Origin of the sequence: Thermus caliditerrae (assembly GCF_021462525.1) — a bacterium.
GTDB classification, from domain to species: Bacteria; Deinococcota; Deinococci; order Deinococcales; family Thermaceae; genus Thermus; species Thermus caliditerrae.
Genome location: NZ_JAKEDT010000004.1, coordinates 137517 through 150667, shown reverse-complemented (window position 1 = coordinate 150667; position 13151 = coordinate 137517). Strand labels below are relative to the sequence as shown.

Here is a 13151-nt window from a genome sequence, read left to right as displayed (position 1 = left end):
TAGGGCTTCGCGCAGGGTCATGGAGAACCATCTACCCCAAAAGGGGTATACCGGTCAAGTCTGCCAGGATGCGGGGAACCAGGAAGAGGAGGTCGGCCTGGGTGTAGCGGTCAGGGGGGAGGACGGGGAACTGCTTGAGGAGGTGGAAGGTGAGGTGGGTGCCGCCCACTTTTTGCCGAGCAACAAAGTCCAGCACTAGGCTGTTGAGGTTTGCCGCAAGAGCCAGAAGCAGGGTGGGGGCTAGGGGTGTGAGGAGCAGGGGGGCCGTATGTCCCACCCCCACTCTCGGAACGAAAGCGAAGATGGCGGTGCGCTCATTCGTGGCGTTGGTGATATCCCTAAACCCCAAAAGCCACCCCCGCCCCCACCGCCACACCTCGCCCCCGTTTCTGTCCCGCTTCACCAGGCGCTCCTCCACCTCCTCCCGCCTCACCCAGTAGCGGGGGAGGGGCAGGCGGGCGGGGTCTTGGTGTTCCTCCGGGGCCAGGTCGCGGGTCTCCCCCTCCTCGTAGGTGGCGAAGCGGTGGTCGTAGTGCCACACCATCTTGGCCTCGTAGAGGGGCAGGTAGACCTCTTCCCCCCGCACGAAGCGGTTGCCCGCCAGGGTGAAGCCTTGGCCCTCGAGGGCCCCCCGCTCCCGGAAGAGGGCGGAGTCGTTGGACATGTGGAACAGGGCAAGGAACCGCACCCCCCAGGGGTTCTCCCCCGGGCTCTCCCGCCACAGCACGGGCACCCGGCGGTAGATGGCCTTGGTGAGCTCCGCATCCTGGCGGGTGCGGAAGACGGGGCAGGTGCGGGTGTTGGGGTTGAGGAGCCGGAAGTCCTCCGGGCTCAGGGAGAGGATACGGACTTCATCCCTTGCCTGTTCAGGCCGGGTGAGGAAGAAGGCCAGCTTGGCCTCCTGCCCTCCCGCCTGGGGCCCCTGGAGGACGAAAACAGAAAACTTTTGGAGGCTGACTACAGCAGGGAAGAGCTTCTTCCGGTTCTCAAAATCCAGCAGGGCCGCCAGCTCCCCCCTCTCCACCAGGTCGGCGAAGAACTCTTTGTTGGAGTCGTCCGTGGCGATGCCCGTGGGAAGCACCATGCCCACCCGCCCCGCAGGGGAGCGCAGGGAGCGGGCCAGCTCGGCGAAGTAGCGGTACGTGTTGGCGTCCCCCTGTGCCATCAAGGGGAAGCGCCCGGAAAACCTGATGAAGGCTACCTGACTGTTTATCTCACGGACATGCTCCCGCCAAAGCCGAAAGAGGCTTGGGTTTTCCCGCTCTAAGCGGGCGATGGCCTCCTTGCGCTTGTTCCCAGGCAGAGCGGCGATCTTGGGGTCGTGTATTTGGAAAAACTCCTCCTCCTTGGGCTCCAGCACCTCCCACGGCGGGTTCCCCAGCACCACGTCAAAGCCCCCCTTCTGGAACACCTCGGGGAACTCCAGCCACCAGTGGAAGAAGCGGTGGCGGGCTTTGGCGGCCTCTATGGCCGCCAGGGTGGCTGGGGGCAGGTAGGAGCTTTGCCGAAGCATTTCCAGGCTTGCCCCCTCCTGCTGGGCCAGCCAGTGGAGCCCCTGGGCGTCGGGCAGGCGCACCCCAGGCCCGGGCTCCAGGAAGAAGGCGGCGGTCCAGTAGTCCGCCAGGACCTCGAGGCGCCGCACCCCGTCGCTTTCCCGCCAAGCCCGGTAGCGGGCCCGCTTGGCCTCCACATCCTCCACGCGCACTTCTTCAAAGTCCAGGGGCGGGGGAGAGGGAGGGGAGAGGAAAAGCCCCCCCGGCCCCGGCCCAAAGGCCAGGCCTTGTAGGGCTTCCTTGGCCACCCCTTCCCGCTTGTAGGCCTCCCGGGAAAGCCCCCGGGCCAGGAAGTCCTCCGGGGCCCCCACCAGGGAGTTGCCCACCTTCAGGTGGTGGTCCAGGAAGGAAAGGGGCTTGCCCCTGGCGGCGGCGGCCACCCAGAGGGAGAGCTTGGCCAGCTCCACCGCCATGGGGTTTTTGTCCACGCCGTAGAGGCAACGGGCAGCCACCAGGTGCCGGGCCTCGTACAGGGCTTCGGGGTCCTCCTGGGGGTTCATCCCCCGCACCTCCAAAAGCTTTTCGGAAAGGTACTCCAGGGCCGAGATGAGAAAAGCCCCCGAACCCATGGCCGGGTCCAGCACCTTGAGGGAGAGGAGGGCTTCCTCCTGGGCCTTGGGGTCGGGGCCCGCCTTCTGCAGGCGCTCCTCCACCACCGGGGCCAGGCTCTCCTGAAGGACCAGCTGCACCAGCTCCCGGGGGGTGTAGTAGCTTCCCGTGGTCTTCCGCTCCAGGAGGTGGCTTTCCAGGGTGTAGCGGCCTTCCACCAGGCGGGGGGCCAGGGCCAGAACCCCCTCGTACACGTGCCCCAGCTCCTCCACCTCGAGGTCCCGGAAGTTGATGCGGTCCAAAGCCCCGTCCCGCTCCACGAAGGCCAGGAGGCGCACCGCCTCCAGAAGGGCGGCGTTGCTGGGCCGGGGGAGGTTTGGGTATCGGGGCCGCTCCGCCGGGTCCAAGACCCCCCCGGTCAGGAGGGGAAGCCCCTGGGGATGGAAAAGCTCCCCGTTGAGGGCGGGCACCCCCAGGTCCTCGTCCCCTTCGTGGACCAGGCGGAAGGTGAGGAGGAGCCTTTCCCAAAGGTCTGTGTGCCGGTCCTCCCGGAAGGGCTCTTGGCGCAGGGCCCTCTCCCGAAGGGCGGTGAGGCTGTATTCCCTTTCGTAGACCCAGGAAAGCGCCGCCTTCTGCGGGATCAGCCCCCGGGCCTCCGCGTAGAGCAGGAAAAGCAGGCGGTAGACCAGGCGCAGGAGCTCCCGGTGGTAGGCGGCAAGCTTTTCCGGCTCTTCCAGCTCCCGCCGGAGCTCCTCGGTGAGGAAGGCGTTGCCCAGGACCTCGAGGGCCTGCACCACCCCCTTGCGCAGGGCTTCCTTGGCCCGGGTGCCCACCTCCCGGGCCCGGTCCCAGTACCGGTCCAGGGGGGTCTTGCCGTCCTTGCCCCGGCGGAAGCGGCTGGGGTGGAGGAGGAGGTAAAGCACCTGGAACTCCCGCAAGGCGGCGTCCCGGGGGGCCTCAAAGAGCTCCACCAGGTTGAAGGCCACGTAGCCTGGGGCGGATACGTGGAAGTACTTCCTGAGGAGCCGCACCTCCCAGGGGGCGGCCAGCACGCCCCAGTCCTTTTGGGGGTGGGCGTTCAGGTAGGCCTGGAGAAGCCCTTGAGGGCTCTTCTCCCGCCGGGCGGGCTTGAGGTCCAGGTCCTGGGCCACCAGGTGGAGGGGCGGGGCCTCCTCGTCCTCCCCGGCCAGGTGGCTGATGGGAAAGGCCAGGTCCCCTATCCGCAAGGGGCTCCGGTTGTAGACGGGCTCGTACCCCAGGGCGCGGAAGAAGGGCAGGAGCCAGGCTTCCCGGGCCCGGCGGATATCGGTGAGCCCGTAGAGGGGCTTGAGCCGCTCGTACAGGCCGAGAAGGGTCAGGAAGCGGTCTTGGAGGGCCTCCTGGGTCAGGCCCAGCTCCCTAAGGGCCTCGGGCCGGGCCAGCTCCTGTAAGAACTCCTCCGTCAGGAGCCCGCCGGAAACGCGAAGGGCATAGAACATTCACACCCCCCCGGGAGCCAGAAGGCTCACCGCCAGAAGCTCGTGGCCCAGGAGCTCCACCCGGTCCAGGCCCTGGAAGGCCTCGGGAAGGCCGCCGTAGGCCCTGGCCAGGTCCCGCTTCAGGGCCTCCCGCTCCGCCTTGAGCCGGGCCAGGGCTTCTTCCGCCCCGGCCTGGCCCAGGGCCTCGAGGTCCAGGCTCAGGGCCCGGCGGGCCAGAAGCCGCCCCTGCTCCTGGGAGAGGAGGGGGGCCTGTTTCCGCCTCGAGGCCCATAGGGCCTCGGCCTCTGCCTCGGGCAGGAGGGCCCCGTCCAGCAAGCGCAGGGCCTTGCGGTAGAGGCTTTCCAAGGCCTCCCCGTCGGGGCCCAGAAACCGGGCCCGGAAGTGGTAGAAGGCCACGGGCGGGGTTCCGGGCGGGGCGGGGAAAGAGAGGAGGGCGGTGCGGGCTCCGTCCAGGTCGCGGTAGGCGCGGAAGCGCAGGTGGGCCACCAGGTGCTCCACCACCGGGTGGGAGAGGTCCAGGACCTCTACCCCCAAGGGGGCCTCGAGGCGGAAGGTGAAGGGGCCGAGGGTAGGGGGTAGGCCGGGCACCGCCTCCCCTGGCCCCCGCCGGGCCAGGTACGGGTCCTCCCCTTCCACCTCCCAGCCCAAGTAGCGGAGCCCGTCCAAGACGAAAGCCCCCAGGGCCCGCGGGCTCCCCGCTTTGCCCAGGGCCTCCTGAAGGCGCCGCTCCACGTCGGGCAGGGAGAACTCCGAGTGCCCGTAGAAGCCCTCCTCCACCGCCCGCCTGGCCGCCAGGAGTTCGGGCTCCGCCTCCTCCTGGAAAAGCCCCGTCTGCAAGCGGCGCTCCGAACGCCAGTCCTCGCGCCAAAGGGCCTCGAGGGACTGCCGCAGGTAGGCCTCGTCCCCGAAGAAGGCGGGCACCACCCCAAGCTCTTGGCGGATGCGCTCCGCCTTCTCCAGGAGGAGGCGGAAGACCGCCACGTCAAAGGAGCGCTCGTAGTACAGGGTGCGGATGCGCACCACGGGTTCGGGCTGGCCAAAGCGGTCAATGCGCCCGTTCCTCTGCTCCAGGCGGTTGGGGTTCCAGGGGAGGTCGTAGTGGACCAGCTGGGCGGCGTAGTGCTGCAGGTTCAACCCCTCCGAGAAGACGTCCGTGGCCACCAAGACCGCCCGAGGATGGCGGGCGAAGGCCAGGAGCACCTCCTCCCGCTCCCTTTCGCTCATCTCCCCGTGCACCCCGAAGACGGGGTGGGGCAGGGCCTTGGCCAGCCTCTCCACCAAGTACTCCAGGGTGTCGCGGTAACGGGTGAAGACCAGCGTCCGCCCCCGTCCCAGGCGCAGGGGGTCCTGCAGAAGGGCCAGGAGGCGCTCCAGCTTGGAGTCCTTGCGGCTGGCCTTCAGGTGGCTTTGCAGGGTGAGCAGGTAGGCCCGCTCCGCCCCGATCCGCGCCCGGTCCGCCAGGGAAAGCTCCAAGGAAGCCTCCGCCTCCTCCGGGAGGAGGCGCTCCGGGGCGGCATCAAAGAGGGCGGCGGCCTCCTCGCCCGTGGGCTCGGCTGGGGCCTCGAGGAGGCTTTCCAACAGGGCGCGCCGCCGCTCCAAGCTCCTTTCCAGGGCCTTGGGGGAGCTGGTGGCCCGGCGCATGAGGTGCATGGCCAGCCAGCGGCCCAGGAGGGGCACCTTTTCCGGGTCCGGGTCAAACACCTCCGCCTGGTAGCGGCGCACCGCTTCGAAGAGCTCCGCCTCGGCCCGGCTGGGCTCCACCCCCTCCTCCCGGGCTTCCCGCTCCGGAAAGGGGCTTTTCTTGCCCTCCCGCCGGAACCACTCCTCCACGTCCCGCCTGCGGCGTTGCACCACGTGGCGCTTGGCCACTTCCCGGTCCAGGACGCCCCCCTTGAAGAGGCCGAGGCCCACGGCGTCCAGGTGCTCCAGGAGGCTCAGGAAGCTTTCCGAGTAGCCGTTGTGGGGCGTGGCCGTGAGGAGGAGAAGGTGGGGCACCCGGCGGGCCAGGTCCCGGACCAGGCGGTAGCGCTCCATCTGGGCCCCCCGCTCCGTGGGAGGCCGGGCCGCCAGGTGGGCCTCGTCCACCAAAAGGAGGTCAAAGTCCTGCAGCAGGACTTGGTTCCGCACCCCGTCCTGCTTCGCGTAGTCCAGGCTGGCGAGGATGAGGGGGAAGTGGCCCCACGGGTTGGATCCCGGGGGTAGCCCGCGGGCCAGCCGCTTGAGCTGGCTTCCCGAGAACACTGTGAAGGGAAGGTGGAAGAAGCGGCGCAGGGCCTCCTCCCACTGGGCCACGAGGTGGGCTGGGGCCAGGACCAGGGCCCGGCGCACCCGGCCCCGTACCCAAAGCTCCTTGAGCACCAGCCCCGCCTCCACCGTTTTGCCCAGGCCCACGTCGTCGGCGATGAGAAGGCGCACCTTGGGCTGGCGCAGGGCCATGAGCAGGGGCACCAGCTGGTAGTTGGCGGGAACCACCCGGGAGCGCTGCAGGGCCAAGAAAGGGGCGTCCGCGTGCAGGGCGGAAAGGTCAGCCGCCCGCAGGAGGAGGTCGTGGAGGGCCGGGTCCCCCGGTTCCTCGGGGGGGAGTCCCAAGGAGGTGAGGGCGAGGGAAGGGCCTTCCAGGGGCAGGTAGAAGAGGGCTTCTTCCTCGGTGTCCACGGTCCGGGCGAAGAGGACCGCCTTTTCCCGGCGCTCCACGCGGTAGTCCCGCCCGCGGGCCCGAAAGAGGGAGCCGGGCCTTAGCAGTTCCTCGGTCATGGCCCTATGCTAGCGGCTTGCACTGCCGGAAGGCGCGGCTTTTTGCCCGGCCAAGACCGCAGAGGCTGGGGCACAACATCCAGGGTCATCGCCGCTCGGCCCAAGGGGCTTGCCGGGCCTTGACCCGCCTTGGGGGCGCCCGTAACCTTGTTCCCAAGGGTTTATAGCCCGGAGGAGGAGGCGCTATGAGGCGAGGGTTGCTGGCATTGGCGATGCTGTTCAGCTTGGCCTGGGCCCAGGACCGGACCCAGGTCCTGGTTTACGGCGGGGACTGGACAGACCTCATCACCTTGGACCCGCAGGTGGTCTACGAGTTCACGGGGGTGATGATCGCGGACAACCTCTACGAAACCCTGGTGCGCTTTGAGGGCAACGACCTTGCCACCCTGCGCCCGGGGCTGGCGGAGAGCTGGAAGGTGGAAAGGGGCACCACCGACTGGATCCTCACCTTCAAGCTCCGCAAGGGGAGCCGGTTCTCCACCGGACGGGAGGTCACGGCCAAGGACGTGGTCTTTAGCTTTGAGCGGGCCCTGGCCCTGAAGGGCCCCGGCTCCTTCCTCTTCACCGAGATCTCCCAGCTCAAGCCCGGGGCCACCAAGGCCCTGGACCCCTACACGGTGGAGGTGCGCATCCCCAAGACCGCTTCCCCCCAGTCCTTCCTTTCCATCCTCACCTTTACCATCGGCGGGGGGGTGGACTCGGAGGAGGCCCAGAAGAACGCCAAAGGGGGTGACTTCGGCAAGGACTTCCTCACCAACAACTCCGCCGGGTCCGGGCCCTACCGCCTGGTGCGCTGGGACCGGGGGAACCAGGTGATCCTCGAGGCCAACCCCTACGCCCGGGTGAAGCCTAAGGTGCCGCGGGTGGTGCTCCGCTACATCCAGGAGCCCGCCGTGTTGCGCACGGCCTTGGAGTCTGGGGAGATCGACATCGCCGAGGGCCTTACCCCCGAGGGGCTTCGGGCCATCGCCGCCAACCCCCGGTTCAAGGTGGTGCGGGCGGAAACCCTGCGCCTGCAGTACCTGGGCATGAACGTGAAGCCGGGAAGCCCCTTCGCCAACCCTAAGGTGCGGGAGGCGGTGCGCTTTGCGGTGAACCAGGACGAGCTCATCCAAGGTCTGCTCCAGGGGAACGCGACCAAAATCCAGACCTTTATCCCCAAGGGCCTTTTGGGGTATAACCCCGCTACCCCCTACAAGTACGACCCCGCCCGGGCCAAGAAGCTCCTGGCTGAGGCCGGATACCCCCAGGGCCTGGAGTTTGAGCTTCTCACCAGCACCGGCATCTGCGGTGGGGGCGTGCCCTGCCCCGATGTGGCCGCCAAGCTTCAGGCCGACATGGCCAAGGCAGGCCTGAAGGCCAAGATCCGGGCCATCGCCAACGCCGAGGTGCTCGCCACCTACCGGGCCCAGAACCACCAGATGGTCCTGGCGGGCTGGAGCCCGGACTTCCCCGACCCTGACGGCAACGCCACGCCCTGGGCGGATTACGCCGCCCGCTCTTTGGCCTGGCGCAATGGCTACAACGACGAGGTGGCGGCCAAGCTGGCCCGGCAGGCGGCCCTCGAGGCCGACCCGGAAAAGCGCAAGGCCCTCTACAAGGTCCTCACGGAGAAGGTGCTGCGGGAAGGCCCCTACGTGGTCCTTTACCAGCCCGCCCAGCCCATCGGCCTCTCGGCCAAGGTGGAGGGCTTCCTGAAGAACCCCATGATGTCCGTGCCCCTTTGGCAGGTGAGCAAGCAACCCTAGCCCTTAGGGTATAGTGAGGCCCGCGGCCCCAGGCCGCGGGTTTCCCTTATGGGCGCCTATATCCTGAGAAGGCTCTTCATGGTGCTCTTTGTGGGGGTGGGGATTACCTTCATCACCTTCCTCATCGCCCAGGTCATTCCCATAGACCCGGCGGCGGCCGCCCTCGGGGAAAACGCCCGGGAGGAGCAGATCCAGGAGTTCCGGCAGCGCTACGGTCTGGATAAACCCATCCTGGTGCAGTACGCCCTCTACCTGCAAAGGCTCCTGCAGCTGGACTTAGGGCGCTCCCTGCGCACGGGCAGGCCGGTGGCGGAGGACCTGAAGGAGTTTTTCCCCGCCACTTTGGAGCTGGCCCTGGCCGCTTTCCTGGTGGCGGTCCTCCTGGGCTTGGCCGCCGGGGTGTGGGCGGCCCTAAGGCAGAACCGCCTCCCCGACCTCCTGGTACGGCTGATGGCCCTCCTCTTAGGCTCCACCCCCGTCTTCTTCCTGGCCATCCTGCTTCTGGACCTCCTCCACCGCCGTTTGGGGCTTCTGCCCGGCCCCGGGCGGCTGGACCCTTTCCTCATCCCCCCGCCTCCTGTCACCGGCCTCACCACCTTAGATGCCCTTCTGGCCCGGGACTGGGGGGCTTTCCAGGACGCGCTTGCCCACCTCCTCCTCCCCGCCTTCGTCCTGGGCTCTGCCTCCGCCGCCCTTCTGGCCCGCATGACCCGGGCGGCCATGCTGGAGGTGCTCTCCCAGGACTACGTGCGCACCGCCTGGGCCAAGGGGCTTTCCGAGCGGCAGGTGGTCCTGCGCCACGCCCTGAAGAACGCTGCCCTCCCCGTCCTCACCCTCCTGGGCAGCCTGATGGGGGGACTGCTCTCGGGAGCAGTCTTGACGGAGACCATTTTCTCCTGGCCGGGGCTGGGCCGCTACGTGACCCAATCCGCCACCAGCCTGGACTTTCCCGCGGTCATGGGGGTGACCCTGTTGGTGGGTTTGGTCTACTCCTTCCTCAACCTTTTGGTGGACCTCCTCTACGCCCTTCTGGACCCGAGGATTCGCTATGCCTAAACTCTTGCGGCGTTTCCTGCGCAACCCGGGAGCCGTGTTGGGCCTTATCCTGCTCCTAGCCCTGGGGCTTCTCGCCCTTTTGGGGCCGCTTTTCGCTAAGGATCCTCTGGAACAAGATCTGCTCCAGCGCCTGAAGCCTCCCTCCCCTGAGCACCCCCTCGGCACGGACCAGCTGGGGCGGGACGTCTGGTCGCGGGTGGTCCATGGGGCCCGGATCAGCCTTGCGGTGGGCTTCGGGGTGGTGTTCCTGGCCAGCTTCCTGGGCACGGCTGTGGGCCTCTTGGCGGGAGGGCTGGGCGGGGCGTGGGACAACCTCCTCATGCGCCTCACCGACGTCTTTTTCGCCTTTCCCTCCCTCATCCTGGCCATGGCCATCGCCGCCGCCCTGGGGCCCAACCTGACCAACACCGTGCTGGCGGTGGCCCTGGTCACCTGGCCGGTCTACGCCAGGCTGGTGCGGGCCCAGGTGCTGGCCCTAAGGGAGCGGGAGTTCGTGGAGGCGGCCAGGGCCCTGGGGGCGGGTCCGGGAAGGATCCTCCTCCGCCACCTCCTGCCCAACGCCCTCACCCCGGTCCTGGTGCAGGCCAGCTACGAGGTGGGGGCGGCCATCCTCACCGCCGCGGGGCTTTCCTTCATCGGCTTCGGCGCTCAGCCCCCTACTCCGGAGTGGGGGGCCATGGTGGCGGAAACCCGCAACTACATGGCCGAGGCTCCTTGGGCGGCCACGGCCCCGGCGGTGGGCATCCTGCTCACGGTGTTGGCCTTTAACCTCCTGGGGGATGGGCTCCGTGACGTGCTGGACCCTAGGGGCCGCTAGACCCGCTTCCCTCCCAGGAACACCGCCTGGACCCTGAGCTCCCCGTCCAGGACCACCAGGTCGGCCCGCTTGCCTGGGGTGATCTCCCCCCGGTCCCCTAGGCCAAGGTATCGGGCAGGAAGGGTGGAAAGCCGCCTCGCGGCCTCCTCCAGGGGCATGCCCCAGGCCACCAGGTTCCGGAGGGCCTGGTCCATGGTGAGGGTGCTTCCCGCCAAAGAGCCCCTGTGCCAGACCCCGTTGCCCCGCTTTTCCACCCGGTGGGCGCCCAAGGGGTACTCCCCGTCCGGCATCCCCGCCGCCGCCACCGCGTCGGTGACGAAGTAGAGGCCGGGGATGCTCTTCAGGGCCAGCTTGAGGGCGGCGGGGTGCACGTGGAGCCCGTCGGGGATGATTTCCGCCCACGTGCCCCGTTCCAGGGCCAGGCCCACCACGCCGGGTTCGCGGTGGTGGAGGCCGGTCATGGCGTTGTAGAGGTGGGTGAAGCCGGAGGCACCGGCCTCCAGCGCGGCTTCCGCCTCGGCATAGGAGGCGGCGGTGTGGCCCAGCTGGACGCGCACCCCGCGCTCGGCCAGGAAGCGGAGGAAGTCCAGGGCCCCGGGGAGTTCGGGGGCCAGGGTGAGGACCTTCACCGGGGCCAAGGAGAGGAGCCATTGGGCGGTTTCCAGGTCGGGGAGGAGGGGGAAGGGGGGCTGGGCACCCAGGCGGTCTTTGGAGATGAAGGGGCCCTCCAGGTGGACGCCAAGGAGGGCTTCCCCCAAAGGTCCTGCCATGGCCTCCTGGATGCCCAGGAGGGCCCGTTCCAGCTGGGGAAGTGGGGCGGTGACGGTGGTGGCCAAAAGGCCGGTGGTGCCGTGCTGGAGGTGGAAGCGGAGGGTGGCTTCCACCCCCTCCCTCCCTCCCATCACTTCCAGGCCGCCGCCGCCGTGGACGTGGAGGTCCAGGAAGCCGGGGAGGATGTAGGGGCCCTCCACGGGGGCTTCCTCTATGGCCTCAATCCGCTCGGAGAAGTGGAGCCTGCCCCGGACGAAACCGCTTGGGGTAAGGATGGTGCCTTCCAGCATCTGCGCCTCCTAAGGTTCCACCACCTGCCCCGCGCGGAGGTCCCGGCCCCCCGTGGCCCGGCCCAGGACGTTGACCTCGCCGATGCGGTGGAGGTAGCCCAAAAGGGCAAAGGCCAAGGGCTCGCGCACCTTGGGGTTTTCCATGACCGCCACGGGCAGGTGCTGGGCCAAAAGCCCCACCAAAACCCGGTTCCGGGCCCCGCCTCCGGCCAGCAGGACCCGGTCCACGTCTCCCACGAAGCGCCGGTAGGCTAGGAAGACGCTCCTGGCGGTGAGCTCCAAGAGGGTGCGGAGCAGGGTGGCGGGGTCCTGGGGGAGGGGCTTAAGGGCGGTAAGGCGCCAGATCTCCCGGCCCGTGGTCTTGGGCGGGGGGAGGTGGAAATAGGGGTGGGCAAGCCAGAGGCGAAGGGCCTCCTCCTCGGGCAGTGCGCCTTCCGCCAGGGCCACGGCTTCCTCCAGGGAAAGGCCTAGGGCCTCCACCGCCTCGTCAAAGAGGCAGACCCCAGGGCCGGTGTCGAAGGCCAGGAGGGTTTGGGGGTCCTGGTCCTGGAAGAAGGTGAGGTTGGAGATGCCTCCCAGGTTGTGCACCGCCACCCGCTTGCCCGCCTCCCCAAAGAGGAGGAGGTCGGGGTAGGCCACCAAAGGAGCCCCCTGGCCCCCGGCCGCCAGGTCCACTGCCCGGAAGCCATGGACCACGGGAACGCCCAGGCCCAGGGCCAGGTGGCTGGGCTCCCCCAGCTGGAAGGTGGCCCGGGGAGGCTCGTGCCACACGGTCTGCCCGGAAAGGGCCACCAGCTCGGCCTTGCCCCGGAAGGGCAGGGCGGCTTCCAGGTAGAAGCGCCCCAGGTCATGGTGCAAGAGGGCGATCTCGCGGGTGTCCGCCCCGCGCATGGCGGCCAGGACCCGTTTCCGCAAGCCCTCCGGGTAGGGGACCTCGAGGTGCTCCAGCACCCGGTGGACCACCCGAGGCGGCCTTCCCCTAAACTCCGCCAGCACCAGGTCCACCCCGTCGGCGCTGGTGCCGGACATGAGGCCCAGGACCCTCATGCCAGCTCCACCAAAAGCTCGTACCGGTCGGCCCGGTACCAGCTCTTCACGAACTCCACCGGTCTGCCGTCAGGGAGGTAGCTCACCCGCTCCAGGTGGAGGAGGGGGCTCCCGGGCTCCACCCCTAAGGGCCTGGCCTCCTCCCGGGCGGCCACGGCCCGGAGGCGCTGTAGGGCCCGCACCGGGCGGAGGCCCTTGGCCTCGAGGGCCTGGTACAAGGAGCCTTGCGGCGCCTCGGCCAACGCCCAAAGGGGCAGGGCCGCCCGCTCCAGGGCCATGGGCTCCCTGTCCGCCAGCCGAAGGCGGAGGAGGCGCAAGACGCCCTCCCCTGGGGAAAGCGCCAGGGCCATGGCCTCCTCGGGGGTGGGGGGGCCTTTTTCCACTAGCAACACCCGGGTTTCCGGCTGGAGCGCCAGGGCCCGCATCTCCTCGCTGAAGCCCAGGAGCCGGGTGCGGAAGGTGGCCCGCTTGGCCACGAAGGTGCCGCTTCCCTGCCTGCGGACCACCAAGCCCTCCTCCTCCAGGAGGTCCAAGGCCTTGCGCAGGCTGTCCCGGGAAACGCCCAAGGTTTCCGCCAAGGCCCGCTCTGGGGGCAGGGCCTCCCCATACACCCCCTGAAAGATGGCCTCCCTCAGCTTCCTCGCTACCTCCAGGTACTTGGGACCTAAGGCCGCCACAGGATCACCTCCGTCCTTTCCGGGCGGACGAAGCCGGGAAGCTCCCCCGCCACTTGGAAGCCGAAGCGCCCGTAAAAGGCTAGGGCCCTGGTGTTTTCCTTCTCCGCCAGGACAAAGCGCAGGCCCTGCGGGAGGAGGAAACCCATCAGGGCTGTGCCCAGGCCCTGCCCCTGCGCCCCTTCAGCCACGGCCAGAAGCCGCAGGTAGCCCTGGCCAAAGCCCCCCTTGGGGCAGTACCAGGCCAGGGCCCTGGGGGGTTCGCCCACCCCGTAGACCTCGCCTTCCCTCAGGGCCCTTTCCAGAAGGCGCCTTGCTCCTTCCGGGGTGAGGCCATAGGCGCGGAAGTAGGGTTGGTCCAAGACGGCCACCATCCAGGGGAGGTCCTTTAGGGTCGCCGGGCGCACCACGGGG

At 68.9% G+C, this 13151-nt stretch carries 9 protein-coding genes; 3 read left to right on the top strand and 6 right to left on the bottom strand.

Features of this window, described 5'->3' with window-relative positions:
* Nucleotides 1-31 precede the first annotated feature (31 nt).
* On the bottom strand, nucleotides 32-3580 hold the full coding sequence (locus L1088_RS04360) for an Eco57I restriction-modification methylase domain-containing protein (protein WP_234553886.1): 3549 nt from the start codon (nucleotides 3578-3580) through the stop codon (nucleotides 32-34).
* Nucleotides 3581-6334, bottom strand: coding sequence for a helicase-related protein (locus tag L1088_RS04355; RefSeq protein WP_234553885.1), 2754 nt, complete (start codon nucleotides 6332-6334; stop codon nucleotides 3581-3583).
* Between the two features lie 185 nt (nucleotides 6335-6519).
* Between L1088_RS04355 and L1088_RS04350 the strand changes: the two genes are divergently transcribed.
* Genes L1088_RS04350 through nikC form a run of 3 tightly spaced genes read left to right on the top strand, consistent with a single transcriptional unit; the run spans nucleotide 6520 to nucleotide 9955 of the window.
* Nucleotides 6520-8082 carry an ABC transporter substrate-binding protein gene (locus L1088_RS04350; protein ID WP_234553884.1) on the top strand — a complete coding sequence of 521 codons (1563 nt, stop codon included), beginning with the start codon at nucleotides 6520-6522 and terminating at the stop codon, nucleotides 8080-8082.
* 48 nt (nucleotides 8083-8130) lie between these two features.
* Nucleotides 8131-9138, top strand: a complete 1008-nt coding sequence (locus L1088_RS04345) for an ABC transporter permease (protein WP_234553883.1) — start codon at nucleotides 8131-8133, stop codon at nucleotides 9136-9138.
* Nucleotides 9131-9955: a nickel transporter permease gene (nikC, locus tag L1088_RS04340; RefSeq protein ID WP_234553882.1), complete on the top strand. Its 825-nt coding sequence runs from the start codon at nucleotides 9131-9133 to the stop codon at nucleotides 9953-9955. The genes L1088_RS04345 and nikC overlap by 8 nt, the downstream gene beginning before the upstream one ends.
* Here the strand turns inward: nikC and nagA are convergent.
* The 4 genes from nagA to L1088_RS04320 are packed head-to-tail and all read right to left on the bottom strand — an operon-like array spanning nucleotide 9952 to nucleotide 13147.
* On the bottom strand, nucleotides 9952-11016 hold the full coding sequence (gene nagA / locus L1088_RS04335; protein ID WP_234553881.1) for an N-acetylglucosamine-6-phosphate deacetylase: 1065 nt from the start codon (nucleotides 11014-11016) through the stop codon (nucleotides 9952-9954). The genes nikC and nagA overlap by 4 nt on opposite strands.
* 9 nt (nucleotides 11017-11025) lie before the next feature.
* Nucleotides 11026-12063, bottom strand: a complete 1038-nt coding sequence (locus L1088_RS04330; RefSeq protein WP_234553880.1) for an anhydro-N-acetylmuramic acid kinase — start codon at nucleotides 12061-12063, stop codon at nucleotides 11026-11028.
* Nucleotides 12060-12740 (bottom strand): GntR family transcriptional regulator, encoded by a 681-nt coding sequence (locus L1088_RS04325; protein ID WP_326490750.1) that lies wholly within the window; start codon nucleotides 12738-12740, stop codon nucleotides 12060-12062. The genes L1088_RS04330 and L1088_RS04325 overlap by 4 nt, the downstream gene beginning before the upstream one ends.
* Nucleotides 12728-13147, bottom strand: a complete 420-nt coding sequence (locus L1088_RS04320) for a GNAT family N-acetyltransferase (protein ID WP_234553879.1) — start codon at nucleotides 13145-13147, stop codon at nucleotides 12728-12730. The genes L1088_RS04325 and L1088_RS04320 overlap by 13 nt, the downstream gene beginning before the upstream one ends.
* Between the last annotated feature and the right edge of the window lie 4 nt (nucleotides 13148-13151).

Coding starts and splice junctions, on each gene's coding strand:
- L1088_RS04345 (WP_234553883.1), top strand. CDS start 8,131: ATGGGCGCCTATATCCTGAGAAGGCTCTTCATGGTGCTCTTTGTGGGG.
- L1088_RS04355 (WP_234553885.1), bottom strand. CDS start 6,334: ATGACCGAGGAACTGCTAAGGCCCGGCTCCCTCTTTCGGGCCCGCGGG.
- nikC (WP_234553882.1), top strand. CDS start 9,131: ATGCCTAAACTCTTGCGGCGTTTCCTGCGCAACCCGGGAGCCGTGTTG.
- L1088_RS04360 (WP_234553886.1), bottom strand. CDS start 3,580: ATGTTCTATGCCCTTCGCGTTTCCGGCGGGCTCCTGACGGAGGAGTTC.
- L1088_RS04330 (WP_234553880.1), bottom strand. CDS start 12,063: ATGAGGGTCCTGGGCCTCATGTCCGGCACCAGCGCCGACGGGGTGGAC.
- nagA (WP_234553881.1), bottom strand. CDS start 11,016: ATGCTGGAAGGCACCATCCTTACCCCAAGCGGTTTCGTCCGGGGCAGG.
- L1088_RS04350 (WP_234553884.1), top strand. CDS start 6,520: ATGAGGCGAGGGTTGCTGGCATTGGCGATGCTGTTCAGCTTGGCCTGG.